This is a genomic window from Mitsuokella jalaludinii (assembly GCF_928722185.1).
GTDB lineage: Bacteria > Bacillota > Negativicutes > Selenomonadales > Selenomonadaceae > Mitsuokella > Mitsuokella jalaludinii.
The window spans coordinates 1,094,033-1,118,024 of sequence record NZ_CAKMXA010000001.1 but is presented as its reverse complement, the minus strand read 5'-3'; the positions used below and the strand labels follow the sequence as shown (position 1 = coordinate 1,118,024).

Below are 23,992 nucleotides of genomic sequence, written 5' to 3'. Positions count from 1 at the left end.
TATGCGGGCGGCAATGGGTCTACTTAAAAATAAGGATACCATTGTAATTGAGAATAGACTGATAACATGTATACAGAGTCATCAAAACTTTTGAGTATTGATTATGAAATTGATGTGTAGTAAAATAAGGGTATAGAGGTTAATCAAAACTTATGGTCATAACTATGAAGGGGGAAATGGTCATGAAGTACGGATATGCAAGGGTGAGCACAAGAGGTCAGGCGACGCATGGCAATAGCTTAGAGGAACAAGTCAGCAGGCTCAAGGAAGAAGGTTGCGAAACTATCGTTGAAGAACAGTATACTGGCACGACAACAAACAGGCCAAAGTTCTCAAAGATGATTGATGAACTAAAGCAGGGGGATACACTTGTAGTCACGAAGCTGGATAGGTTTGCACGTTCAGCAGCAGAGGGAAGCAATGTTATTAAAGAACTGCAAGGGCGTGGCGTTAAGGTTCATGTCTTAAACATGGGGGTGATTGATGATTCTAGCGCAGGTCACTTGATTGCTAGTATCTTGTTCTCGTTTGCAGAGTTTGAACGCGACATGATTGTAGAGCGCACGCAAGAAGGTAAGGCAAGAGCGAGGACTAAGGCAGGATTCCATGAAGGTAGGCCAAAGAAGTTCAGCAAAGAGCGTGTTGATAATGCTATCGGGTTGCTCTTGCAGGGTAACAGTTATAAGAGGGTGTCTGATATGACTGGAATCAGCACGGCAACATTAACGCGAGCGATGCGTTCTTATAAGGCTGAACAGATGAAATAACGGATATAACAATAGCCGCCCGCAATGGACGGCTTTTTTGTTGTGCATGATGAAGAATATGAACGTCTACATTGTCATCTACGAGCAGCAGAGAGACAAGGTATACAATGACATGCAAGAAGCATTGCACGGTAGTGTCAAGATTCTTTCGCAAATTCATTTCATCCGCCAGTAAATATCGGCATCAGATGTATGGATTTTCCTCGTCAGCTGGCTGCTCAATTTCCATCTTGAATAGATGCTCCATGTCCATATAGCGTTTTGAGCCCCATTCTGAGGCGGCAACATGGCGAAGTCTGGCACAGACGAGCATCAGCGCACTGTTGCCATCAGGAAATGCACCAATGGCCCTTGTACGGCGGCGTATCTCGCGATTTACTCGTTCCGTCAAGTTATTCGTGCGGATCCGACTCCAATGCTCAGTAGGAAAATCCATGTAAGTCAAAGTTTCGCCAACGCTTTCCTCAACCTTCTTGGCTGCGGACAAGAGCTTCATTTCGCGGAGCTTGGCTGCAATGGACGCCGCCTTTTCCTGAGCTGCTTCTTTGCTCTCCTGCGCATGGATTGCTTTGAGCATCAAGGTAACCTGCTTCATCTTAGTCTTTGGCGTCACCGTGAAGACGTTCCGGTAAAAATGGACCGTGCATCGTTGGTATTTGGCCTCAGGAAAGACCACAGGGATGCTTTCCAGCATGCCCAAGCATTTATCGCCGACAATAAGGCGCACGCCCGCAAGGCCGCGGCCCTTAAGCCAGGTGAAAAAGTTCAGCCAGCTTTCTTTGTCCTCTTTCATGCCCTCTGACGCGCCGAGAATCTCACGGAATCCGTCTTTGTTGACGCCAATAGCGACCAAAACGGATACATTCTGAATCTCACCACCCCAGCAGCGCTTGAGGTAAATGCCATCGACGTAAACATACGGGTATTCGCCCGTCAAGGGGCGTTGACGCCATTCTTCGATGTGCTTATACGCCTTCTGGTTGAGGTTGCTGATGGTGCCGGAAGAGACCTTCGTGCCCCAAAGCGTTTCGGTGATGTCCTCGACACGGCGCACGGATACGCCGGCCAGGTACATCTCAATAAGGGCTTCCTCGACCGAGCATTCACGGCGTTTGTAGCGTTCGATGATGGCCGTCTCGAACTGGATGCCCTTGAGTTTGGGCACGCGCAGCTTGACTTCACCGGAAGTCGTGCCGAAATTCCGCTCGTAATGACCGGAACGGTAGCCCTTACGGTCTCCCGTTCGCTCATACTTACCAGCACGGACGAGTTCGTCCGCCTCGTGGTCGAGCAGGGCATTCAGCGTTTCTTCTACGCTGTCACGTACGAGATCCTTTAAATTATTCTTTATAAGATCCTCGTTAAGTTGTATAATGTTACCAGACATGGTCTATTGCCTCCTTACGAATTTTGTGTGGTAACTTAATTGTACTAGCGGCAATAGACTATGTCTATTTTTTATGAAATTGAATTTGCGAAATATATTTTACCTTATCCATTGCACAAGGCATAGGACACGAATGAGAGAGTCAGCGACATATTGTCTTTGAGTTATCACAGTCCAAGATTGGCGTAAAATTGCACCGATGTTCTCAACAAAAAACCCCCACTCGTCAGCAGGGGTTTGGCATGAAGTTGAAGGGTAAGACAACATGCAATCTATGTGAAACGTCAATGTTTCTTTACATACAAATCATATCACATTACTATGTATTTGTCAATGGGGGTGGGTGCTAAAACCTATGCCAATCAAGGGAACGTTCTGCTGATTCGTCGCTGCATGGTACTGACATCAAATGCGCGGCATATTGAAATATTTAGCGCAACCAAAAACGCCCCACTCAATAGAGCAGGGCATTAATGGTTTCTCTTTCTTTTCCAGTTCTTATTATATCACATATATAAGATATATGTCAAGTATCATTATCAATAAGGTACTATTTGATTAAAAATCATCGAAGTTGTTGCGCGATTGTATGGCGGGTGCTATAATAACCATAAAGACATTGATGCAAAATAAACGAATTGTACCATTGAGAAAAATGAGTTGTTGTGGATGTAAGAAAGGCGTGTTACAATAATGGACAAGATTTACACCGTTGAAGAAGTCGCTGAGATTCTCAAGATTCCAAAGTCAACCGCATACGAGTATGTGAGAAAGCATGTCATTCCGTCATTCAAGATTGGCAAGCATGTCCGCATCCGTAGTATCGACCTTGATAAAAGTATCGAGAGAGTCATGTGTTAAGCACTTTTAAGCACTGTGTTAGCAAGATAAACTTAGTATTTACAAGGCTTAGAGGATTTTACATGTTACTAGTTCTAGATATCGGCAACACGAATATTGCCATGGGTACCTATGAAGGCAAGGAACTCCAGAAACACTGGCGCATCTCGACGGACCGCCAGAAGACGGGCGACGAGTACGGCATGCTCATCAACAGCCTGTTCCACTATCAGGGCATCGAGATGGCCGACATCCATGCCATCATCATCTCGTCTGTCGTGCCGCCGCTCGTCGTGCCATTCATCAAGATGTGCGAGCGCTATTTCCACCTGCGCCCGCTGATCGTCGGGCCCGGCATCAAGACGGGCATCCGCCTCCACTACGAGAACCCGCGCTCCATCGGCGCGGACCGGATCGTCAATGTCGTCGGCGCCTACGAGCAGTACGGCGGCCCGCTGATTGTCATCGACATCGGCACGGCGACGACCTTCGATGTCGTGGCGAAGAACGGCGACTTCCTGGGCGGCGTCATCGCGCCGGGCATCGGCACGAGCTCGGAGGCGCTCTTCCAGCGCGCAGCCCAGCTGCCGCGCATCGAGCTCGTGCCGCCGAAGAACATCATCTGCCGCAATACAATCCAGGGCATGCAGGCGGGCATCATCTTCGGCTACGTCGGCCAGATTGACGAGATCGCGCGCCGCATCAAGCGGGAGATGCGCGAGAACGGCGTGGAGGAAGAGGTCAAGGTCATCGCGACGGGCGGGCTCGCGCGCATGATCTCGAAGGAATCTGCCACGATCGACAAGATTGACCACTTCCTGACGCTCACGGGCCTGCGCGTACTCTACGAGCGCAACCAGAAAGGACATCCCCATGAAGATCGGTGAGTACAGCTTCAAGGCGCCGGTATTCCTCGCGCCGATGGCCGGCGTGACGGATACGGCCTACCGCATCATCGCGCACGATATGGGCTGCCCGCTCTGCTTTGCTGAGATGGTGTCGTCGCAGGGCATCCACTTCCGCAATGAGCGCACGCTCGCCATGCTGCAGTCGGAGCCGGAGGAACGCCCGCTGGCCATGCAGATCTTCGCCAATACGCCGGAGATGGCGGCGGAGGCGGCTGCCTTTGTCGAATCGCTCGGCACGGCCGACATCATCGACTTCAACATGGGCTGTCCTGCACCGAAGATTGTCAAGAACGGGGAGGGCTCGGCCCTGATGCGCGATCCCGAGAAGGCCTACGCGATCCTCTCGGCCATCCGCAAGGCCGTCAAGATGCCCGTGACCGTCAAGATGCGCAAGGGCTGGGATGACAGCTCAGTCAATGTCGTCGAGATAGCGAAGCTCGCGGAAGTGGCCGGCGTCGATGCTATCGCTGTGCACGGCCGCACGCGCGAGCAGTTCTATACGGGCCGTGCAGACTGGGAGATCATCGGCGCCGTCAAGCGCGCCGTCAAGGTGCCCGTCATCGCCAATGGCGATGTGCGCACCTTTGATGACCTCGACAGGATCCGCGAGGTCACGGGCTGCGACGGCGTCATGATCGGCCGCGCTGCGCAGGGGAATCCCTGGATCTTCCGCCAGTTCACGCATTACCTTGAGACGGGCGAGCGCCTGCCGGGGCCGACGATGCAGGAGCGCGCAGCAGTCATCATGCGCCATCTCGATCTGCTGCTCAAGTACAAGGGCGACTACGTCGGCCCGCGCGAGATGCGCAAGCATGCGACCTGGTACACGCGCGGCATCGTGCACGGCGCCGTCCTGCGCGACCGCTTCAACAAGGCGGTGACGCGCGAGGATTTTGCGGAAATCCTCGATGAATACTTCCGTTGAACTTGAATTGAACTTGAAAGGAAGGATTGCATATGGCAAGAGAAGAAAAGGCGTCCGTCTGGTCCTCGTATACCGAGGCCGATAGAGAGGCGCTTGAGAAACTGGCTGCAGGATACCGCGACTTCCTCTCCACCTGCAAGACAGAGCGCGAGAGCGTCGTGGAGGCTGTGCGCCAGGCAAAGGCCGCAGGCTACCGCGACCTTTGCGATGTACTGCAGGCGGGGGAGAAGCTCAAGGCCGGCGACAAGGTCTACGCTGTCAACATGAAGAAGAGCATCGTGCTGTTCCAGATCGGTGAAGACCCGCTTGAGAAGGGCCTCGCCATCCTCGGCGCGCACATCGATACGTGCCGCCTCGACGTCAAGCAGAACCCGCTCTACGAAGACGGCGGCCTCGCTTACCTCGACACGCATTACTACGGCGGCATCAAGAAGTACCAGTGGGTCACGCTGCCGCTCGCTCTGCACGGCGTCGTCGTCAAGAAAGATGGCACGGTCGTCGAGATCCGCATCGGCGAGGAAGAGGGCGCCCCCGTCTTCTGCGTGACGGACCTCCTGATCCATCTCTCGCAGGAACAGATGAAGAAGAACGCGGCCAAGGTCATCGAGGGCGAAGACCTCGACATCCTCGTCGGCAATTACCCGCTCAAGGATGGCGAGAAGGAGTCGGTCAAGGCCGGCGTGCTGAAGCTCATCGAGGAGCAGTACGGCATCGAAGAAGAGGATTTCCTCTCGGCTGAGCTCGTCCTCGTGCCAGCCGGCCGTGCGCGCGACCTCGGCTTCGACCGCAGCATGATCCTAGCCTACGGACAGGACGACCGCGTCTGCGCCTACACGAGCCTCGTGGCCATGCTTGAGAGCAGTGCTCCGCGCAAGCGCACCTCCTGCTGCCTGCTCGTCGACAAGGAAGAGATTGGCAGTGTCGGCGCGACGGGCATGCAGTCGCATTTCTTCGAGAACATCCTCGCCGAGCTCATGAACGCCTGCGGCCAGTACAGTGAGCTCGGCCTGCGCCGCTGCCTCGCCAATTCGAAGATGCTCTCATCTGATGTCTCCAGTGCCTACGATGCACTCTACGCCAGCGCTTACGACAAGAAGAACGTCGCCTACCTCGGGCGCGGCATGGTCTTCAACAAGTTCACGGGGGCGCGCGGCAAGTCGGGCTCCAACGATGCCAATGCCGAATACCTCGGCGAGATCCGCCGCATGCTCGAGAAGCACGATGTCCACTTCCAGCTCGCTGAGCTCGGCCGCGTCGATCTCGGCGGCGGCGGCACGATTGCCTACATCATGAGCCTCTACGGCATGCAGGTCATCGACAGCGGCGTCGGCGTCCTCTCGATGCACGCCCCGTGGGAAGCGACGAGCAAGGTCGACATCTACGAGACGAAGAAGGGCTACATGGCCTTCCTGGCAGAGGCGTGAGCCTTCCCGCAGGAGAATTGAACACAGAAACGACAAAACGACCACATCGTCTGATGTGGTCGTTTTTCTTGGACATGAAGATTGGAAAGAAGAAAAAGAATGGAAAATATATGTTGAGAAAGAGAAGTCAGCTTGATGCTCAGTCTTCGATTGCCGTTTCGAGTGCGATCTTGATCATGTCGTTGAACGACGTCTGGCGCTCTTCCGTCGTGCAGCCTTCACCCGTCAGCAGATGGTCGCTGACCGTGAAGAGGGCGAGTGCCTGGACATGTGCCTCAGCTGCGAGCGTGTAGAGGGCAGCTGCTTCCATCTCGACGGCGAGGATGCCGTACTTGCGGAGTTTGTCGTTGTCGATCTCCTCGTCGTAGAAACGGTCGACCGAGATGATGTTGCCGACGGTAGCCTTGAGGTCGAGCTTCTTCGTGTTGGCGACTGCCTTCGAGAGCAGGTCGTAGTCGGCAATCGGGCAGAAGTTGATCGAGCCGCCGAAGATATTGCGGATGATCGAGGAGTCCGTGCTGGCTGCCTGTGCGATCAGCACGTCGCGCAGGTGGACATCTGGGTGCATGGCACCGCAGGTGCCGACGCGGAAGAGCTTCTTGCAGCCGAATTCATGGATGAGCTCGTGCACGTAGATGGAGATGGACGGGATGCCCATGCCCGTGCCCTGGACCGATACGGGAACGCCCTTGTAGGTGCCCGTGAAGCCGAGGATGTTGCGGACAGAGGTGTACTGCTTCGGATTGTCGAGGAAGTTCTCGGCGATGAACTTGGCGCGCAGCGGGTCGCCCGGCAGCAGGATGCGCTCAGCGATCTCGCCCTTCTCGGCAGCGATATGTGGTGTGCTCATGGTGTTTCCCTCTTTCTTTCTTGATGATGGACAACGTGATTTCTTTTCTGAAGATTTTAAATCGTATACGTACATTATAGTGAAATGCGCGGGAAAAGAAAAGGCCAAATGTCCAGGCTTGCGGGGAAAACGTGAGAAAACACGTATTTTCGGGATAGATTAGGAGCTGATTTGACAGATACGTGCTAAAGTGCTATAATTCGCTGTGTTGATATAAGTTGTCAGGACAATCGCGGCAGCCCTCGAGGCTGATGAGGAAAGTCCGGGCTCCACAGGGCAGTGTGCTGGATAACGTCCAGCGAGGGTGACCTCAGGGAAAGTGCCATAGAGATTTAGACCGCCTGACTCGTCAGGTAAGGGTGGAAAGGTGCGGTAAGAGCGCACCAGCAGTCAGGTGACTGGCTGGCTTCGGTAAACCCCACATGGAGCAAGACCAAATAGGGAAGGGATGATGCGGCCCGCGGAACCTTCCGGGTTGAGTCGCTTGAGCCGGCAGGCAACTGCCGTGCCTAGATAAATGATTGTCACCGCGTGAGCGGAACAGAACTCGGCTTATTGACGACTTATAACATCTGCAAGCAATGAGGCTGCCCCTTCTGGCAGCCTGTTTTCATATCTGAGGTTAATCTGAAAAGAACCTGAAAGAAATGAGAACGAACGAGCTTGAAAACAGAAGGAAGCACTTTTTATGATTTAACTTCTCGAAGTACGACGACTCCTGTCGTATGATTATAAATCAAATGGGCGCAAAAAGAATAAGCTGAGTCCAGCCCAGGAGCGGGGGAACCAAGTTTTTTGGGGTGAACGTCTGGCTCACGGTGTCAGGCCGAGCGGTCTTCATGGTGAAATAGGCGAGGGTGGTCTTCTCTACCCTAACCCGGCAGCTAACCTCGTAAGCGAAGAGAGAGAGGAGTGGCTTTTTGAGTAAAGCAATGCGTATCATTTTCGCAGTATCCATGATCCTTATGTGCTGGTTTTCGGTGGCGGGGGCTTCAGCTTTTCGCGTCGGAGATCAGGGCAGCGATGTAGCAGAAATCCAGGGCCAGCTGGCCAATCTGGGCTACGACGTCACGGCAGACGGTGCCTATGGCCCCGCCACGGTCGAGGCAGTCAAGAGCTTCCAGATGACGCAGGGCATCAACGCAGACGGACTTGTCGGTCCTTCCACGTATGCCGCTCTGCTCGGCAAATCGATGCCGGCAGTCAGCTCCACGACGAACTCCATCGCACGCCGCGTCGTATCGGATTCCATGAACTACCTTGGTGTCCCGTACGTCTTCGGCGGCACGACGCCGAACGGTTTCGACTGCTCGGGTTACGTCCGCTATGTATTCGCCAATGCCGGTGTCTACCTGCCGCGCACGGCTGATGCACAGTATGAGGTCGGCTACTCGGTTTCCACGAGCGAGCTCGTGCCGGGCGACCTCGTCTTCTTCTCGACGTATGAGCCGGGTCCGTCGCACGTCGGCATCTATCTTGGCGATGGTGATTTCATCAACGCATCGTCGAGCCAGGGTGTATCAGTTGCATCCCTGTACAGTTCCTATTGGGGTTCCTGCTATATCGGTGCCCGTCGCGTCATGTAATCTTTTCGGAGAGGGGCAAGCGTCTCTCTCCCTTTTTTTTACGTTTTTACCGGATTTTACGGATTTTACCGAAGGGGTGGAACCATGGGGGATCTCTTTCTTCTGTTCCTGATCATCCTGATGTTTGCCTTTGCTTACTGGGATGAACTTTTCACGGAATGACAACGGGCCGTCTGCTTGGGCAGATGGCCTTTCTTGTCATCACATCAGTGTGTATTTTTTCTGAAACTTTACGCCGAGAGGTTGCATATTATCCGATTTTTGGGTAAGATGATATAACGTATAGACCAGGAAGAAGGCGATGCTATGGATGCAAGGCAGGATTTCTATCTGGCGGCACTCGCGCAGTGCCCGGGACTCGGCAGCCGCAGGCTCGGCCCGTTGTTACAGACAGGCCTGGATGCCGTGAGCCTCTGGCAGATGCCGGCTCTTGAGATGAGCAGGCTCGTCAAGATGCCGCAGGGGCTCGTCAGCACGATTGACGCATTCCGCAGGGACCATCCCGATATGCCGGAAGCGCTGGCGGATATCTGTGAGCAGCGCGGCGTCCATCTCTGCACGCTGCAGGATGAGGATTACCCGTATTTATTGAAGGAAATCTTTTCGCCGCCGCCCGTGCTCTACTGCCGCGGGACGCTCATGCCAAAGGAGCGCCGCGTCGCGATCGTCGGCTCGAGGCGCCTGAGCCCTTACGGTGAGGCGCTGGCGCTCGAGTTCGGCGAGCAGCTGGCCGCTGCGGGCCTGACGGTCGTCAGCGGTGCAGCGCGCGGCATCGATACGAGGTCGCATCGCGGTGCGCTCAAGACAGGCCGCACGGTCGCCGTGCTCGGCTGCGGCATCGATGTGGCGTATCCGGCTGAAAATCGCCGTCTGCTCGCGCAGATTGCGGAGAGCGGCGCGGTCATCTCGGAGTACGCGCCGGGCGTCCAGCCGCTGCCGGCCTTCTTTCCCGCGCGCAACCGCATCATCAGCGGTCTGTCTGAGGGGACGCTCGTCGTCGAGGCGGCCGCGAGGAGCGGCTCGCTGATTACAGCGGAACTCGCCCTTAGCGAAGGGCGCGAGGTCTATGCACTGCCGGGCAGCGTCTTCTCTAAGATGAGTGAGGGCTGCCACCACCTGATCCAGCAGGGAGCGAGGCTTGTGACGAAGCCTGGCGATATCCTCGAGGACATGGGGCTCGTGCAGAAGGTCACGGCCAAGAAGCAGAAGAGCATGACGCCGGACGAGCGCAGGGTCTATCAGGTCCTGTCCTTCGACCGCGCGCTGAGCGCCGACGAGATCCTCATGAGCCTGCCGGATGGAGAGATGCCGAATCTGTCCTTCACGCTCCTGCAGATGGAGCTCAAGGGACTGATCATAGAAAATGAACTGCATGCCTACAGGCGTGCTGAGAGGGAGTGACGGTTTGGCTGCAACAAAAGCAAGTACGGCACCAAAAGCAAAGACAAGAACCAAGACGAAGACAAAGAGAACGCTCGTCGTTGTCGAGTCTCCGGCCAAGGCCAAGACCATCGAGAAATATCTGGGAAAGAAGTACATGGTGCGCGCTTCCATGGGTCATCTGCGCGATCTGCCGAAGAGCCAGTTCGGCATCGACATCGAGAATGACTTCGCGCCGAAGTACATCAACATACGCGGCAAGGGCGATCTCATCAAGGCGCTCAAGAAGGACGCGAAGCATGCCGACAAGATTTATCTGGCAAGCGATCCGGACCGCGAAGGAGAGGCAATCGCCTGGCATCTGGCGTTCATCCTAGGACTTGACCCGTCATCGGATTGCCGCATCGTCTTCAACGAGATCACGAAGCCGGCCATCCAGGAGGCCGTCAAGCACCCGCGCGCCATCAACCTCGATCAGGTCGACGCGCAGCAGGCGCGCCGCATGCTCGACCGCATCGTCGGCTACAAGCTGTCGCCTCTTCTGTGGCGCAAGGTGCGCAAGGGCCTGTCGGCCGGCCGCGTGCAGTCGGTGACAGTCCGACTGATTTGCGACCGCGAGAAGGAGATCCAGGCGTTCCATTCGGATGAGTATTGGACGGTCGGGCTCAAGTTGCGCAAGGAGAGATCGGCGATGTTCCAGGCCGACCTCGTGCAGATCGACGGCAAGCGCCTCGCTGTCACCGATGAGGAGGGCAAGAAGATTGCCCTGCACAATGAGAGCGAAGCGATGGCCGTCACGGAAGACCTCGCCAAGCAAGCGCTGACGGTTGCATCCGTGCGGCGCAGTGAGCGCAGGCGCAAGCCCGCGGCGCCGTTTACGACGAGCTCCTTGCAGCAGGATGCCGCGCGCAAGCTCGGCTTCACCTCGCGCAAGACGATGATGCTCGCGCAGCAGCTCTACGAGGGCATTGAGCTCGGTCGCCACGGCTCGACCGGTCTCATCACCTACATGCGCACGGACTCGACGCGCATCTCGGAGCTCGCGCAGCAGGAGGCGAAGTCGTTCCTGCTCGAAGCGTTCGGCCCGGAATTCGTGCCAGAGAAGGCCAACGTCTACGTGACGGGCAAGAAAGCGCAGGATGCGCATGAGGCCATCCGCCCGACGAGCCTCGTCCACACGCCGGAGAGCCTCGAGAAGTACCTCAACAAGGACCAGCTCAAGCTTTACACGCTCGTCTGGCAGCGCTTTGCCGCCAGCCAGATGACGCCGGCCATCTACGACACGATGGCAATCGCCATCAAGGCCGGCGACCGCTATGACCTGCGCGCCAACGGTTCCCGCCTCAAGTTCGCCGGTTTCACGAAAGTCTACGCCGGTGCTGAGACGACGAAGAAGGAAAAAGACGTCCTCTTGCCGGAGCTTGAAGAAGGCGATGTCCTGAACATCGCCAAGACGCTGCCGCAGCAGCACTTCACAGAGCCGCCGCCGCGCTATAACGATGCCTCGCTCGTCAAGACGCTCGAGGAGAAGGAGATCGGCCGCCCGAGCACGTACGCGCCGATCATCGAGACGATCCAGGCGCGCGGTTACGTCCAGCGCATCGACAAGCACTTCCAGCCGACGGAGCTCGGCTTCGTCGTCGTCGACATGCTCGAGGAGTACTTCAAGGACATCGTCGATGTCAAGTTCACGGCCAATCTCGAGAACGAGCTCGATGAGATCGCCGAGGGCAAGGTCCACAAGAACCAGCTGCTGCGGGAGTTCTACGGTCCGTTCGAGCAGACGCTCGAGAAGGCCGACGAGGCCATCGGCCACGTCGAACTGCCCGTCGAGGTGTCGGACGTCCGCTGCGAGCACTGCGGCCGCCTGATGGTCATCAAGCAGGGACGCTACGGCAAGTTCCTCGCCTGCCCGGGCTTCCCGGAATGCCGCAACACGAAGCCGCTCTTGAAAGATACAGGTGTCAAGTGTCCGAAGTGCGGCGGCAAGATCGTCGAGCGCCGCACGCGCCGCGGGCGCACATTCTATGGCTGCGAGAACTATCCGGACTGTGATTACACGACTTGGGATACGCCGCAACAGCAGAAGTGCGAGAAATGCGGTGCCTTCCTCTTGAAGCATCACTTCAAGAACGGACGCGGCATGCTCTACTGCAGCAATGATGCTTGCGAGACGCGCATCAACCACCCGATCAACAAGGAACTCGAGAAGATGCGCGAGCGCGCCGAAGCCAAGCGGAAGCGCGAAGCGGAGAAGATGGCGGCAGAGGCCGAGAAGAAGGAGAATCCATGAAGAAAGTCATCATAGTCGGCGCTGGCCTGGCTGGCAGCGAGGCCGCCTGGCAGGCGGCCAAGCAGGGCGCGGAAGTCACGCTCTACGAGATGCGTCCCGAAAAGTCGACGCCGGCGCATAAGACGGCCGGCTTTGCCGAGCTCGTCTGCAGCAATTCGCTGCGCGGTGCCGGCCTGGAGAATGCGGTCGGCGTGCTCAAGGAAGAGATGCGCCGCCTCGGTTCCATCATCATGGAGGCAGCCGATGCGACGCGCGTCCCTGCCGGCGGTGCGCTCGCTGTCGACCGCCATGGCTTCAGTGACTACGTGACGGAAAAAGTCACGAATCACCCGCACATCACCGTGGTGCACGAAGAAGTGCCGAAGATCCCGATGGAGGAAGATGCAGTGACCGTCGTGGCGAGCGGCCCGCTGACGGCCGGCAGCCTGGCGGAGGACATCGCAGCGCGCACGGGCAACGATTCGCTGTACTTCTACGATGCGGCCGCCCCAATCGTCAGCCTCGAGTCCGTCGACATGACAAAGGCGTACCGCGCCTCGCGCTACGGCAAGGGTGAGGCAGCCTACATCAACTGCCCGATGACGAAGGAGGAGTACGAGGCGTTCTGGCACGAGCTCGTGACGGCGGAGAAGGCGCCGACGAAGGACTTCGAGAAGGAGAAGTTCTTCGAGGGCTGCATGCCGGTCGAGGTCATGGCGAGCCGCGGCATCGACACGCTGCTCTACGGCCCGCTGAAGCCCGTCGGACTCGAGCACCCCGTGACGGGGGTGCGCCCCTATGCCGTCGTGCAGCTGCGCCAGGACAATGCGGGCGCGACGCTCTACAACATCGTCGGCTTCCAGACGCATCTCAAGTGGCCGGAACAGCGCCGCGTCTTCGGCATGATCCCCGGCCTCGAGCACGCGGAGTTCCTGCGCTACGGCGTCATGCACCGCAACACCTTCCTGAACTCGCCGCGCCACATGCGCCCGACGCTGCAGCTTCGAGGCGAGGACCATCTGCTCTTTGCCGGTCAGATGACGGGCGTTGAGGGCTACATCGAGTCGGCCTCGTCGGGCCTTGTCGCCGGCGTCAATGCGGCGCGCATCGCGCGCGGCGAGCAGCCGCTCGTCTTCCCGGAGGAGAGCTGCCACGGCGCGCTCTGCCACTACATCACGACGAGCGAGGCCAAGCACTTCCAGCCGATGAATGTCAACTTCGGCATCCTGCCGCCCGTTGAGATGCGCGATGCCAATGGGCGCCGCATCCGCGACAAGAAACAGAAGAAACAGCTGCTAGCCGAGAAAGCTCTGGCAGCGATCGAGGCGTTCAAGCCGCAGATCTTTGGCTGCTGATAAAAGCGATTACCCAGAAATGAGGGATTATATATGAGTACAGAATTACAGTTCCATGCGACGACCATCTGTGCCGTGCGCAAGGATGGCAAGACGGCCATCGCAGGCGACGGCCAGGTGACGTTCGGCCAGAACACGATCATGAAGTCGACGGCCCGTAAGGTCCGCCGCATCTACCACGGCCGCGTGCTGGCCGGCTTTGCCGGCTCCGTTGCCGATGCGTTCACGCTGTTCGAGAAATTCGAGGCCAAGCTCGAGACCTATAACGGCAACTTGCAGCGTGCGGCTGTCGAGCTTGCTAAGGAGTGGCGCACCGACAAGATGATGGGCAAGCTCGAGGCCCTGCTGCTCGTGGCCGACAAGAGCACGCTCCTGATGCTATCCGGCAACGGCGAGGTCATCGAGCCGGACGGCGATGTCGCTGCCATCGGCTCGGGCGGCTTCTTCGCCCTCTCGGCAGCGCGCGCCCTCGTCAAGCACACCGACATGGAGGCGAAGGACATCGCGAAGGAGGCGCTGTCGATCGCAGCCGATATCTGCGTCTACACGAATCACAATATCAGAGTGGAGGAACTTGACTGATGGAGAACCGTATCGAAAGTATCGGCGTCAACGAACAGACGCCGCGCGAGATCGTAGAAGAGCTTGACCGCTATATCGTCGGACAGGATGAGGCGAAGCGCTCTGTGGCCATCGCCCTGCGCAACCGCTGGCGCAGCCGTCAGCTCACGGGAGCCATGAAGGAAGAGGTCATCCCGAAGAACATCATGATGATCGGCTCGACGGGCGTCGGCAAGACGGAGATCGCCCGCCGCCTCGCGAAGCTCGTCCGCGCACCGTTCATCAAGGTCGAGGCGACGAAGTTCACGGAGGTCGGCTACGTCGGCCGCGATGTCGAATCGATCATCCGTGACCTGACCGAGGCCGCTGTGCGCATGATCCGCCAGGAGCGCCTCGAAGACGTGCAGGACAAGGCGAAAGAGCAGGCAGAAGAGCGCATCCTCGATGTCTTTGTGCCAGAGCCGAAGAAATCACAGAACCCGCTCGGCCGCCTCTTCGGCGGCGATGACGAGGAAGAGAAGGACAAGCCGGCGGACGAGCCGAAGAAGTATCAGGCCGGCCGCGAATGGGTCCGCAAGCGCCTGGAGAAGGGCGAGCTCGAAGACGAGCTCATCGAGATCGATGTCGAGGAGTCGCGCCGTCCGATGGTCGGCATGTTCTCGGGCTCGAGCCTCGAAGGCATGGGCGACAACCTGCAGGATATGATCGGCAACATCATGCCGAAGCGCCACAAGAAGCGCAAAGTCACGGTCGCGCAGGCCCGCAAGATCTTCACGCAGGAAGAGGCCGGCAAGCTCATCGATATGGAAGCTGTTGCGGAAGAGGCTGTCAAGGTCACGGAGTACAGCGGCATCGTCTTCCTCGATGAGATTGATAAAGTCGCGGTCAAGGGCAACAGCTCGGGTGCTGACGTCTCGCGCGAAGGCGTGCAGCGCGACATCCTGCCAATCGTCGAAGGCTCGCAGGTCTCGACGAAGTACGGCCCGGTCCGCACGGACCACATCCTCTTCATCGCAGCCGGCGCCTTCCACATGGCGAAGCCTTCGGACCTCATCCCGGAGCTCCAGGGCCGCTTCCCAATCCGCGTCGAGCTCAAGTCGCTGCGCAAGGAGGATTTCGAGCGCATCCTGACGGAGCCGCAGAACGCCCTTATCAAGCAGTACGAAGCGCTGCTTGCGACGGAGGGGCTCGCGCTATCCTTCAAGCCGGATGCCATCAGCCGCATCGCCGAGCTCGCCTGCGACGTCAATGAGCAGGCCGAAGATATCGGCGCCCGCCGCCTGCACACGCTGCTCGAGAAAGTCCTCGAGGACATCAGCTTCCGCGCGCCGGAGCTCACCGACAAGGATGTCGTCATCGACGCCGACTACGTCAACGAGCGCCTGGCCGACATCGTGATCAACCGCGACCTCTCGCAGTTCATCCTCTGATACAGGTCCGTCAGGTAAGCAGGGTACAGGATTGCCTGTATCCTGCTTGCTTTTTATTGCGGTGCGCATCTCATTGGCCAGAATTCGCGAAAAAAATAAAAAAATCAGCAGATTCTCTTTGACTATTTTGAAAAGTATGATAAACTAAAGGTGTTCAAAGATAAAACTTTCGGAATTCATTCGTCAAGAGATCAAAGGAGCGTATACCATGGCATCTTTACTAGAAAAAACCCGCAAGATCAATCGTCTGCTTCAGCGTTCTGAAAATGTAGAATATGATGGCATCTCGCGTGTCCTCAGCAATGTCCTGAATGCAAATGTCTATATCACCAACAAGAAGGGCAAGATTTACGGCTATGCCTTTGTCGACGATTTTGAATGCGATCTCATGATCGACAAGGTCATCGACCAGGGCGAGTTCCCGAAGCACTATGTCAACTGGCTCATGCGCATGGATGAGACGTGTGCCAACCTGCGCTCGAAGACGGGCATGTGCGCCTATGAAGAGAATACGAAGTGCCTCTTCAACGGCAAGAACACGACGGTTGTGCCGATCTACGGCGTCGGCGAGCGCATCGGCACGCTGATCGTCGCCAAGTATGACGAAGAGTTCGATGACGATGACCTGCTGCTCTGCGAGTACGGCGCGACGGTCGTCGGCATGGAGATGCTGCGCGACCACGCCGAGAAGATTGAGATTGAGGCGCGCAAGAAAGCGACGGTCCAGATTGCCATCAACACGCTGTCCTTCTCGGAACGCAAGGCTGCTTATGCCATTCTCTCGGCACTCGACAGCACGGAAGGCCTGCTCGTCGCCTCGAAGATCGCGGACCAGGTCAAGATCACGCGCTCGGTCATCGTCAATGCCCTGCGCAAGTTCGAGTCGGCCGGCGTCATCTCGTCGAAGTCGCTCGGCATGAAGGGCACCTACATCAAGGTCCTCAATGAGTACCTGCTCGACGAGGTCCAGAAGCTCCGCAACGAGTGAACACACATGCGATAGGCAACGAAAAAGAGGAACCCGCCTGGGTTCCTCTTTTTCGTTGCCTGAGGATGTTCAGGCATTCGAGAGCTGCTTGAATGCCTCGAGCTTCTTGAGGGCGGCGCCCGACGCGATCATCTGGCGGGCAACCTCGATGCCCTCGGCGATGTCTTTCGCCTTGCCGCCCACGTAGATCGCGGCACCGGCATTGAGCAGGACGATGTCGGTCTTCGGTCCCTGGGCACCCTTGAGGATGGCGAGCGTGACGGCTGCGTTCTCAGCCGGATCACCGCCGCGGATGTCGTCCTTCGTGCAGCGCGTGAAGCCAAAGTCCTCCGGCTTCAGCGTGTAGCGGCGATACCAGCCGTCCTTGAATTCGCAGACGCTCGTCGGAGCGCTCATCGAGAACTCGTCGAGGCAGTCCTGGCCGTAGATGACCATGCCGCTCTTGACGCCGAGCGTCAGGAGGACATTGGCGAGCGGCTCGAGCAGGTACTCATCGTAGACGCCGAGGATCATGCGCGTCGGATGTGCCGGGTTCGTCAGAGGGCCGAGGATGTTGAAGACGGTGCGGATGCCGAGTTCCTTGCGGATGGCGCCGACGTACTTCATCGAGGCGTGATACTTCTGGGCGAACATGAAGCAGATGCCAATCTTCTTGAGCTCCTCGACGACTTTAGCGGGCGGCTGGTCGAGGTTGACGCCGAGCGCTTCGAGGCAGTCGGCGGCACCGCACTTCGAGGAAGCGGCGCGGTTGCCGTGCTTGGCGACTTTGACGCCTGCTGCGGCGATGATCATGGCCGCAGTCGTCGAGATGTTGATGCTGTGCGCGTGGTCGCCGCCCGTGCCGACGATGTCGAGCACATCCATCGCATGCTCGACCTTGAGCGCATGGTCGCGCATGGCCATGGCCGAGCCCGATATCTCATCGATTGTCTCTGCCTTCGTGCTCTTCGTCGAGAGCGCCGCGAGGTAGGCGGCATTCTGGACCTGTGTCGTCTCGCCGTTCATGATCTCATTCATGACGGTGTAGGCTTCGTCGTAAGTGAGATCCTGTTTGCTGACGATCTTCTCAATGGCTTCTTTGATCATAGGAAACCCTCCTGTAGGCAATGATTCGTATGATAGCGTGATGATAAAAGATTCGGCATGACTAACGTTAGCATCCAATTGTAAAGTTGTCAACGTCTCTTCCGCCCTCCTGACGCAATGCCTCCAAAATTTTTGGCGGATGCGTTGACAAGGCAGCGATAAGTCATTATAATAGTAAAGTACGTAATAACGGGATGTAGCGCAGTTTGGTAGCGCGCCTGCTTTGGGAGCAGGATGTCGCAGGTTCGAATCCTGTCATCCCGACCATCCATATGCGTCTGTAGCTCAGCTGGATAGAGCAACGGCCTTCTAAGCCGTGGGTCGCGGGTTCGAATCTTGCCAGACGCACCATTTGAGAGAGATGCTCCGGTTCGCCGGAGCTTTTTTGTTGGGCTTTTCCACCTGAGCGTGAAGTTTGTCTTGCTATCGGGGATTATCTGTGTTATACTAGACATATGTGAATTGTATAGGGGAATTTTAGGCGGAGTCTGTTCAAATAGAGGCTCCGTCTATTTTATTGCAGGCACATGGGGAAGAAGGAAGAACGCCATTCATCAAGGAGGAACTTTATGGAAACACTAGCTGCCATTATCTTTGTGCTGATGTACATGCTGATCGTCTCAGAGAAGGTCCATCGCACGATCGTCGCCATGATGGGCGCCATCATCATGATCATTGCAGGCATCATGCCGGTGGACACGGCCCTGCATCACATCGACTTCAACACGCTCGGCCTGCTCATCGGCATGATGATCCTCGTCAGCGTCACGGCCAAGACGGGGCTCTTCGATTACGTTGCCATCAAGACGGCGAAGGCCGCGAAGGCGCAGCCGCGCCGCCTGCTCATCTACCTCGGCATCATCACGGCTGTCTTCTCGGCTTTCCTCGACAATGTGACGACGGTCCTCTTGATGGTCCCCGTCACCTTCGCCATCACCAATAAGCTGCACATCCCTGTCGTGCCGTTCCTGCTCACGCAGATCCTCGCCTCGAATGTCGGCGGCACGGCCACGCTGATCGGCGACCCGCCGAACATCATGATCGGCAGTGCCGTCAAGGAACTGACCTTTGTCGCCTTCATCGAGAACCTCACGCCGGTCGTCATCCTCTGCATGGTGGCAGTCCTCTTCGTCATGAACGTCCTCTACCGCAAGCAGATGGTCACGAAGCCGGAGCTGCAGGCGGAGATCATGCAGATGGATGAGACGAAATCTCTGAAGGACCGCAAGCTGCTCGCGCGCTCGCTCTTCGTGCTCGGCCTGACGATCCTCGGCTTTTTCACGCATTCCTTCACGCATATCGAGTCGTCTGTCGTCGCTCTCTTCGGCGCCTTCCTGCTGCTGTTCCTCGAGGGCGGCAGTCAGCACGCCGTCGATTTCTCGATGCGCAAGGTCGAGTGGGCGACGATCTTCTTCTTCATCGGCCTCTTCGTCGCAGTCGGCGGCCTCAGCGAGACGGGCGTTATCCGCGACCTCGCGACGAAGGCCGTGGCACTCACGGAAGGCGATGTGACGAAGACGTCGCTGCTCGTTCTCTGGCTCTCGGCACTCGTCTCCTCGGTCCTCGACAACATCCCGTTCGTCGCGACGATGATCCCCTTGATCCAGAACATGGGCGCGATGGGGGTAGACAATCTCGAGCCGGTCTGGTGGAGCCTCTCTCTTGGCGCCTGCCTCGGCGGCAACGGTACGCTCGTCGGTGCTTCGGCAAACCTCATCGTCGCTGGCATGGCGGCGGACCGCGGCGTCAAGATCTCGTTCCTGAACTACTTCAAGATCAGCTTCCCGATCATGATCATGACGATTGCGATCTCGACAATCTACGTCTACCTGCGCTATCTGCTCTGACCGGTATCGGAGCGGGAACGGATACAGATACGGCATATGAGCCGGCCCTCTCGGGGGCCGACTTTTGCATGCAGGGAAGTTTTGGCAGCTGGCAGGATTTCTGGACTGCAGCAAGAATAGATAAAGTAGTAAACATTTTTTTGTTTGGAGGGGTTTTCTTGTCTAAGTTTGGTGGACGTGGATATGGCATGTGTATCCTGTTCGTGATCATCGGTGCAATCCTCGGCGGCATACTCGGTGAGCTCTTGAAGAATGTGCCGTCGCTAGAAGGCGTCATGCCCTACCTCGTGACGACGTTCCCGGTCTTCGATATGGCACCTGTGACAATCGACCTCTACGTGATCCGGCTGACGGTCGGCCTCGCCTTCATGCCCAATCTCATGAGCATGCTCGGCATCGTCGTGGCCATCGCTCTCTACCGCCGCTACTGAGATCGCATTGAGATGATTTGAGAAAGGAAGGATACCATGTTCATTCTGGCATCTGCGTCGCCGCGCCGCAGGGAACTCCTGCAGCAGATCGACGCCAGCTTTGAAGTGAAGGTCAGTTCCGTGGAAGAAGTGACTGGCGGCAATCTGGCACCTGCTGAGATCGTAGTGGAAAATGCCGTCCGCAAGGCAAAGGCTGTGGCAGAGGCTTTCCCGGGGGATGCCGTGCTCGGGGCCGACACCATCGTCTTCCTAGACGGCAGAGTGTATGGCAAGCCGAAGGACGGCGAAGAGGCAAAGGCGATGCTGCGGGCGCTGGCTGGCAGGGAGCATGAGGTCGCGACGGGCATCGCCTGGGTCCATGCGGGCGAGGTCTTCACGGATGTCGAGACGACGCGCGTCTTCTTTGCCCCGCTGACGGAGGAAGCAATCGATGCGTACGTGAAGACAGGAGAGCCGCTCGACAAGGCGGGTGCCTATGCCATCCAGGGCCGGGCGGCGCAGTTCATCGAGTCGATTGAGGGCTCGTTCTCCAACGTCGTGGGGCTTCCCCTCTACGCAGTCTGCCGGCTTGCCGGAAAGGCAGGCGTGAATCTCTATGACAATCATGGTTCGAGATCTACCGATGGAGGAGCGACCGCGTGAGAAGCTCATCGCCTACGGGCCGGAGTCACTGAGCAATGCGGAACTTCTCGCTGTGCTGCTGCACACGGGGACGCGGGAGCAGTCGGTCCTGCACCTCGCGGAATCCGTGCTCGGCAAATTCAAGGAGCGGGGCATCACGTCCATCGTGCACACGACGGTGGCTGACCTCGCGGGCATCCACGGCATCGGCCCGTCAAAGGCCGCGAGCATCCTGGCTGCTGTCGAGCTCGGCCGGCGTCTCGCGAAGAAGGCGGCTGAGAAGGTCCACATTGTCCATGGCCCCGAGGATGCGGCGCACTTTGCCATGCCGCACCTCTGCTATGAGCAGAAGGAGCACTTTGCCGTGCTGTTGCTCAACACGAAGAACCACATCCTCGGCCTGCGCGATGTCTCGATAGGCAGTCTGTCGGCTTCCGTCGTGCACCCGCGCGAGGTATTCGCGATGGCCATCCGCTACGCGGCCGCCTCGATGATCTTGGTGCACAACCATCCGAGCGGGGACCCGAATCCGAGCCGCGAGGACATCGCTATCACAGACAGGCTCGTCAAGGCGGGGCGGATTCTCGACATTCCTGTCCTCGACCACATCATCCTCGGGGACAATCGCTTCCTGAGTCTGAAGGAAAAAGGCATGATTTCCTGAATAATTCTTGACGTTCCTCTATTTTGCCGTTACAATCCAGTATGAGATGTGGTACAATGATATGTATTGTTTCGATAAGGAAATTCTGAAGGGAGTTTATCAGTAAAATGTGGAGTCTTTTTGGTGGTTTATCTCACGATATGGGTATTGACCTCGGCACGGCCAATACGCTCGTCCATGTGAAAGGCAGGGGGATTGTCCTGCGCGAGCCTTCTGTTGTCGCCATAAAGAGTGATACGGGAGACGTCTTGGCTGTCGGTGATGAGGCCAAGCAGATGATCGGCCGCACGCCGGGCAACATCGTCGCGATCCGTCCGATGAAGGACGGCGTCATCGCGGACTTCGATGTGACGCAGGCCATGCTCAAGTATTTCATCCGCAAGGCGATGAACACGAAGTCGTTCGTGCGCCCGCGCGTCGTCGTAGGCGTTCCTTCCGGTGTGACGGAAGTCGAGAAGCGTGCTGTCATCGACGCAGCACAGCAGGCCGGTGCGCGCGAAGCATACCTCATCGAGGAGCCGATGGCTGCTGCCATCGGTGCTGGCCTGCCGGTCGAAGAGGCGACGGGCAATATGGTCGTCGATATCGGCGGCGGTACGACGGAGATCGCCGTCATCTCGCTCGGCGGCATCGTCACGAGCCGCTCCATCCGCATCGGCGGCGATGAGATGGATTCGGCCATCGTCCAGTACATCAAGCGCATGTACAACCTCATGATTGGCGAGCGCACGGCTGAGGAGATCAAGATCAACATCGGCACGGCCATTGTGACGCCGGAGACGGACACGTCGATGGACATCCGCGGCCGTGACCTCGTCAGCGGCCTGCCGAAGACGATCACGATCCAGGCCAAGGAAATCCGCGAGGCTCTCGGCGAGCCAATCTACAAGATCGTCGATGCCGTCAAGGCGACGCTCGAGAAGACGCCGCCAGAACTCGCAGCCGATGTCATGGATCACGGCATCATGATGACGGGTGGCGGCGCACTCCTCAAGAACCTTGACCAGCTGCTTGCCCATGAGACGGGCATGCCGGTCCTCGTGGCCGAAGATCCCCTGTCCTGTGTCGGTGAAGGCACGGGCAAGTCGCTTGAGAACATCGAGCTCCTCAAGCGCGTCGTCATGACTTCAAAGAAGCTGAGACAGTGATGAGTGGAAAGTACAGAAGGAACAACAACAAGGGGACGGGCAAGAAGATCCTGATCCTGATCTTCGTGCTCATCAGCCTCTTCTGCATCATCTTCTTCGCGGCGCGCGGGCGCTTCAAGGTCCCCGTCGCCCAGCAGGTCGTGTCCGTTGTGCTCACGCCGTTCCAGGGTGCGATCTCATGGGTCGGCAGCCAGCTCAACTACGTGACGAGCAACATCTGGGAGCTCGCCACGATGCACGAGCAGAACAAGATGTTGCGCAATGAAGTCGAGCAGCTGCGCATCCAGAACCTCCACGCGAGTGAGTACGGTGCGGAGAACCAGCGCCTGCGCGCACTGCTCGGCTACAAGCAGACGGCGACGCAGTTCGACCTCGTCGCCGCCAGGGTCATCGGCCGCGAGTCGGCCACTTGGTCGAGCGTCATCGAGATCAATCGCGGCACGCGTGACGGCGTTGACGTCGACATGGCCGTCGTGACGGAGAAAGGGCTCGTCGGCCATGTCATCGAGGCTGGCCCGACGTCAGCAAAGGTCCAGCTCCTGCTCGACCCGCGCTCGTCGGTCGGCACGCTTGTCCAGCGCGCCGACTCCCGCGTCGCCGGCATTGTCGAGGGTGATATGGACAACCCGACCATGCCGCGCATGGTCAACATCCCGAAGACGTCTGATGTCGATGAGGGCGATGTCGTCGTGACCTCCGGCTTCGGCGGGATCTACCCGAAGGGGCTCAACGTCGGCACTGTCGCAGAGATGCGCAACGATGAGGGCGGCCTCCTGAAGATCGCTGTGCTCGAACCGGCCGTCGACTTCCAGAAACTCGAGGATGTCATGGTCATCACGGCTTCCCGCGAAGCTCCGCCCGAGCCTTTAAAGACGCCAATGCAGACGCCGGGCACGGAGACGGATCCGGCAGCCCAGGCGGCGGAACAGGCCGCTGCTGCAAATGGCGATGCGGACAGCTCGTCTGATTCTTCCAGCTCGTCTAGCTCGGATGGCAGCGCGGACAGCGGGGAGGGGAGCGCACAATGAAGAATGCAGGCGCAACCGCGCTACTCGTCATCATCCTCTACGCGCTCCAGACTTCCATCTTGCCGCTCATCGCTTACCACGGCGTGACGGCTGATCTCATGCTGCTCTTCGTCACCTCGACGGCGTTCCTCAAGGGCGCGCGCGTCGGCGCGCTCTCGGGCTTTGCCGTCGGCGTGCTGCAGGACATCGCGAGTGGGACGTTCTTGGGCGTGAATGCGTTCACGCGCGTCCTCATCGGCTTCTGCGTCGGCAAGTTCTCCGACCAGGTCTTCAAGGAGCAGGTCTTCCTGCCGGTATTCGCGTCTTTGCTGGTGACGACAGTGAACTATTTTATTTTGGCGTTACTTATGATATTATTAGGGTATCGCTTTAATCTGATGGGCCACATGCAGTACACGCTGCTGCCGATGCTCATCTATCAGCTGGCATTCGCTTACCCGGTCCATCGTCTGGCCTACGAGCTAGACAAGCGGTACGGGAAGAAAGCATGACAG

At 57.7% G+C, this 23,992-nt stretch carries 22 protein-coding genes, 2 tRNA genes, 1 other RNA gene and 1 riboswitch; of the genes, 22 read left to right on the top strand and 3 right to left on the bottom strand.

Annotated elements, in window-relative coordinates:
* Window positions 1–182: 182 nt before the first annotated feature.
* Window positions 183–767, top strand: coding sequence for a recombinase family protein (locus QDI87_RS05255; protein ID WP_278742442.1), 585 nt, complete (start codon window positions 183–185; stop codon window positions 765–767).
* Window positions 768–951: 184 nt separating this feature from the next.
* Here the strand turns inward: QDI87_RS05255 and QDI87_RS05250 are convergent, their stop codons facing one another.
* On the bottom strand, window positions 952–2,154 hold the full coding sequence (locus tag QDI87_RS05250; RefSeq protein ID WP_278742051.1) for an IS256 family transposase: 1,203 nt from the start codon (window positions 2,152–2,154) through the stop codon (window positions 952–954).
* Window positions 2,155–2,847: 693 nt separating this feature from the next.
* Here QDI87_RS05250 and QDI87_RS05245 point away from each other — a divergent pair.
* The 4 genes from QDI87_RS05245 (at window position 2,848) to QDI87_RS05230 (ending at window position 6,251) form a co-directional block, all read left to right on the top strand.
* Complete coding sequence (locus QDI87_RS05245; RefSeq protein ID WP_278742440.1) at window positions 2,848–3,015, top strand: helix-turn-helix domain-containing protein; 168 nt, start codon at window positions 2,848–2,850, stop codon at window positions 3,013–3,015.
* Window positions 3,016–3,077: 62 nt separating this feature from the next.
* Window positions 3,078–3,881: a type III pantothenate kinase gene (locus tag QDI87_RS05240; RefSeq protein WP_036373841.1), complete on the top strand. Its 804-nt coding sequence runs from the start codon at window positions 3,078–3,080 to the stop codon at window positions 3,879–3,881.
* Complete coding sequence (gene dusB, locus QDI87_RS05235; protein WP_278742438.1) at window positions 3,868–4,827, top strand: tRNA dihydrouridine synthase DusB; 960 nt, start codon at window positions 3,868–3,870, stop codon at window positions 4,825–4,827. Before QDI87_RS05240 ends, dusB begins: the two co-directional genes overlap by 14 nt.
* Window positions 4,828–4,859: 32 nt before the next feature.
* A complete protein-coding gene (locus tag QDI87_RS05230) occupies window positions 4,860–6,251 on the top strand; it encodes an aminopeptidase (protein ID WP_036373835.1) in 1,392 nt (463 codons plus the stop codon).
* Window positions 6,252–6,390: 139 nt separating this feature from the next.
* Here the strand turns inward: QDI87_RS05230 and deoD are convergent, their stop codons facing one another.
* The gene (deoD, locus tag QDI87_RS05225; protein WP_036373831.1) at window positions 6,391–7,101 is read right to left on the bottom strand and encodes a purine-nucleoside phosphorylase; all 711 of its coding nucleotides are present in this window, start codon (window positions 7,099–7,101) and stop codon (window positions 6,391–6,393) included.
* 214 nt (window positions 7,102–7,315) lie between these two features.
* Here deoD and rnpB point away from each other — a divergent pair.
* The 8 genes from rnpB to codY all read left to right on the top strand — a co-directional run bounded on the left by rnpB (window position 7,316) and on the right by codY (window position 16,673).
* An RNA gene (gene rnpB, locus QDI87_RS05220) (RNase P RNA component class A) lies at window positions 7,316–7,671 on the top strand.
* Window positions 7,672–7,849: 178 nt separating this feature from the next.
* A riboswitch (cyclic di-AMP (ydaO/yuaA leader) is annotated at window positions 7,850–8,016 on the top strand.
* A 17-nt stretch (window positions 8,017–8,033) separates the two neighbouring features.
* Window positions 8,034–8,687 carry a C40 family peptidase gene (locus QDI87_RS05215; RefSeq protein ID WP_288270992.1) on the top strand — a complete coding sequence of 218 codons (654 nt, stop codon included), beginning with the start codon at window positions 8,034–8,036 and terminating at the stop codon, window positions 8,685–8,687.
* 306 nt (window positions 8,688–8,993) lie between these two features.
* Window positions 8,994–10,088, top strand: coding sequence for a DNA-processing protein DprA (gene dprA, locus QDI87_RS05210; protein ID WP_036373822.1), 1,095 nt, complete (start codon window positions 8,994–8,996; stop codon window positions 10,086–10,088).
* On the top strand, window positions 10,051–12,360 hold the full coding sequence (topA, locus tag QDI87_RS05205; RefSeq protein ID WP_072003555.1) for a type I DNA topoisomerase: 2,310 nt from the start codon (window positions 10,051–10,053) through the stop codon (window positions 12,358–12,360). Before dprA ends, topA begins: the two co-directional genes overlap by 38 nt.
* Window positions 12,357–13,694 (top strand): methylenetetrahydrofolate--tRNA-(uracil(54)-C(5))-methyltransferase (FADH(2)-oxidizing) TrmFO, encoded by a 1,338-nt coding sequence (trmFO, locus tag QDI87_RS05200; RefSeq protein WP_036373816.1) that lies wholly within the window; start codon window positions 12,357–12,359, stop codon window positions 13,692–13,694. The genes topA and trmFO overlap by 4 nt, the downstream gene beginning before the upstream one ends.
* 33 nt (window positions 13,695–13,727) lie before the next feature.
* Complete coding sequence (gene hslV / locus QDI87_RS05195) at window positions 13,728–14,276, top strand: ATP-dependent protease subunit HslV (RefSeq protein ID WP_036373813.1); 549 nt, start codon at window positions 13,728–13,730, stop codon at window positions 14,274–14,276.
* Window positions 14,276–15,685 carry an ATP-dependent protease ATPase subunit HslU gene (hslU, locus tag QDI87_RS05190; protein WP_036373809.1) on the top strand — a complete coding sequence of 470 codons (1,410 nt, stop codon included), beginning with the start codon at window positions 14,276–14,278 and terminating at the stop codon, window positions 15,683–15,685. Before hslV ends, hslU begins: the two co-directional genes overlap by 1 nt.
* Before the next feature lie 208 nt (window positions 15,686–15,893).
* A complete protein-coding gene (gene codY / locus QDI87_RS05185) occupies window positions 15,894–16,673 on the top strand; it encodes a GTP-sensing pleiotropic transcriptional regulator CodY (protein WP_036373807.1) in 780 nt (259 codons plus the stop codon).
* A gap of 69 nt (window positions 16,674–16,742) precedes the next feature.
* Here codY and trpD read toward each other — a convergent pair whose 3' ends face one another.
* The gene (gene trpD / locus QDI87_RS05180; RefSeq protein WP_036373804.1) at window positions 16,743–17,759 is read right to left on the bottom strand and encodes an anthranilate phosphoribosyltransferase; all 1,017 of its coding nucleotides are present in this window, start codon (window positions 17,757–17,759) and stop codon (window positions 16,743–16,745) included.
* Window positions 17,760–17,949: 190 nt separating this feature from the next.
* Here trpD and QDI87_RS05175 point away from each other — a divergent pair.
* From QDI87_RS05175 to mreD, 9 genes are all read left to right on the top strand, one after another.
* Window positions 17,950–18,026 (top strand) — tRNA-Pro (locus QDI87_RS05175).
* Between the two features lie 7 nt (window positions 18,027–18,033).
* A tRNA-Arg gene (locus tag QDI87_RS05170) sits at window positions 18,034–18,110 on the top strand.
* A gap of 218 nt (window positions 18,111–18,328) precedes the next feature.
* Window positions 18,329–19,606: a sodium:proton antiporter gene (locus tag QDI87_RS05165; RefSeq protein WP_036373801.1), complete on the top strand. Its 1,278-nt coding sequence runs from the start codon at window positions 18,329–18,331 to the stop codon at window positions 19,604–19,606.
* 188 nt (window positions 19,607–19,794) lie between these two features.
* Window positions 19,795–20,037 (top strand): DUF4321 domain-containing protein, encoded by a 243-nt coding sequence (locus QDI87_RS05160; RefSeq protein ID WP_036373798.1) that lies wholly within the window; start codon window positions 19,795–19,797, stop codon window positions 20,035–20,037.
* 36 nt (window positions 20,038–20,073) lie between these two features.
* Window positions 20,074–20,679: a Maf family protein gene (locus QDI87_RS05155; RefSeq protein ID WP_036373795.1), complete on the top strand. Its 606-nt coding sequence runs from the start codon at window positions 20,074–20,076 to the stop codon at window positions 20,677–20,679.
* Window positions 20,633–21,322 (top strand): RadC family protein, encoded by a 690-nt coding sequence (radC, locus tag QDI87_RS05150; protein WP_036373792.1) that lies wholly within the window; start codon window positions 20,633–20,635, stop codon window positions 21,320–21,322. The genes QDI87_RS05155 and radC overlap by 47 nt, the downstream gene beginning before the upstream one ends.
* 107 nt (window positions 21,323–21,429) lie before the next feature.
* Window positions 21,430–22,470 carry a rod shape-determining protein gene (locus QDI87_RS05145; protein WP_036373789.1) on the top strand — a complete coding sequence of 347 codons (1,041 nt, stop codon included), beginning with the start codon at window positions 21,430–21,432 and terminating at the stop codon, window positions 22,468–22,470.
* Window positions 22,470–23,498, top strand: a complete 1,029-nt coding sequence (mreC, locus tag QDI87_RS05140; protein WP_278742423.1) for a rod shape-determining protein MreC — start codon at window positions 22,470–22,472, stop codon at window positions 23,496–23,498. The genes QDI87_RS05145 and mreC overlap by 1 nt, the downstream gene beginning before the upstream one ends.
* Window positions 23,495–23,989, top strand: a complete 495-nt coding sequence (gene mreD, locus QDI87_RS05135; protein WP_270527830.1) for a rod shape-determining protein MreD — start codon at window positions 23,495–23,497, stop codon at window positions 23,987–23,989. Before mreC ends, mreD begins: the two co-directional genes overlap by 4 nt.
* The last annotated feature ends 3 nt before the right edge of the window (window positions 23,990–23,992 follow it).

Excerpts from the sequence above, each read along its gene's own strand:
- QDI87_RS05255 (WP_278742442.1), top strand. The coding sequence starts at position 183 with ATGAAGTACGGATATGCAAGGGTGAGCACAAGAGGTCAGGCGACGCAT.
- QDI87_RS05250 (WP_278742051.1), bottom strand. The coding sequence starts at position 2,154 with ATGTCTGGTAACATTATACAACTTAACGAGGATCTTATAAAGAATAAT.
- QDI87_RS05245 (WP_278742440.1), top strand. The coding sequence starts at position 2,848 with ATGGACAAGATTTACACCGTTGAAGAAGTCGCTGAGATTCTCAAGATT.
- QDI87_RS05240 (WP_036373841.1), top strand. The coding sequence starts at position 3,078 with ATGTTACTAGTTCTAGATATCGGCAACACGAATATTGCCATGGGTACC.
- dusB (WP_278742438.1), top strand. The coding sequence starts at position 3,868 with ATGAAGATCGGTGAGTACAGCTTCAAGGCGCCGGTATTCCTCGCGCCG.
- QDI87_RS05230 (WP_036373835.1), top strand. The coding sequence starts at position 4,860 with ATGGCAAGAGAAGAAAAGGCGTCCGTCTGGTCCTCGTATACCGAGGCC.
- deoD (WP_036373831.1), bottom strand. The coding sequence starts at position 7,101 with ATGAGCACACCACATATCGCTGCCGAGAAGGGCGAGATCGCTGAGCGC.
- QDI87_RS05215 (WP_288270992.1), top strand. The coding sequence starts at position 8,034 with ATGCGTATCATTTTCGCAGTATCCATGATCCTTATGTGCTGGTTTTCG.
- dprA (WP_036373822.1), top strand. The coding sequence starts at position 8,994 with ATGGATGCAAGGCAGGATTTCTATCTGGCGGCACTCGCGCAGTGCCCG.
- topA (WP_072003555.1), top strand. The coding sequence starts at position 10,051 with ATGAACTGCATGCCTACAGGCGTGCTGAGAGGGAGTGACGGTTTGGCT.
- trmFO (WP_036373816.1), top strand. The coding sequence starts at position 12,357 with ATGAAGAAAGTCATCATAGTCGGCGCTGGCCTGGCTGGCAGCGAGGCC.
- hslV (WP_036373813.1), top strand. The coding sequence starts at position 13,728 with ATGAGTACAGAATTACAGTTCCATGCGACGACCATCTGTGCCGTGCGC.
- hslU (WP_036373809.1), top strand. The coding sequence starts at position 14,276 with ATGGAGAACCGTATCGAAAGTATCGGCGTCAACGAACAGACGCCGCGC.
- codY (WP_036373807.1), top strand. The coding sequence starts at position 15,894 with ATGGCATCTTTACTAGAAAAAACCCGCAAGATCAATCGTCTGCTTCAG.
- trpD (WP_036373804.1), bottom strand. The coding sequence starts at position 17,759 with ATGATCAAAGAAGCCATTGAGAAGATCGTCAGCAAACAGGATCTCACT.
- QDI87_RS05165 (WP_036373801.1), top strand. The coding sequence starts at position 18,329 with ATGGAAACACTAGCTGCCATTATCTTTGTGCTGATGTACATGCTGATC.
- QDI87_RS05160 (WP_036373798.1), top strand. The coding sequence starts at position 19,795 with ATGTGTATCCTGTTCGTGATCATCGGTGCAATCCTCGGCGGCATACTC.
- QDI87_RS05155 (WP_036373795.1), top strand. The coding sequence starts at position 20,074 with ATGTTCATTCTGGCATCTGCGTCGCCGCGCCGCAGGGAACTCCTGCAG.
- radC (WP_036373792.1), top strand. The coding sequence starts at position 20,633 with ATGACAATCATGGTTCGAGATCTACCGATGGAGGAGCGACCGCGTGAG.
- QDI87_RS05145 (WP_036373789.1), top strand. The coding sequence starts at position 21,430 with ATGTGGAGTCTTTTTGGTGGTTTATCTCACGATATGGGTATTGACCTC.
- mreC (WP_278742423.1), top strand. The coding sequence starts at position 22,470 with ATGAGTGGAAAGTACAGAAGGAACAACAACAAGGGGACGGGCAAGAAG.
- mreD (WP_270527830.1), top strand. The coding sequence starts at position 23,495 with ATGAAGAATGCAGGCGCAACCGCGCTACTCGTCATCATCCTCTACGCG.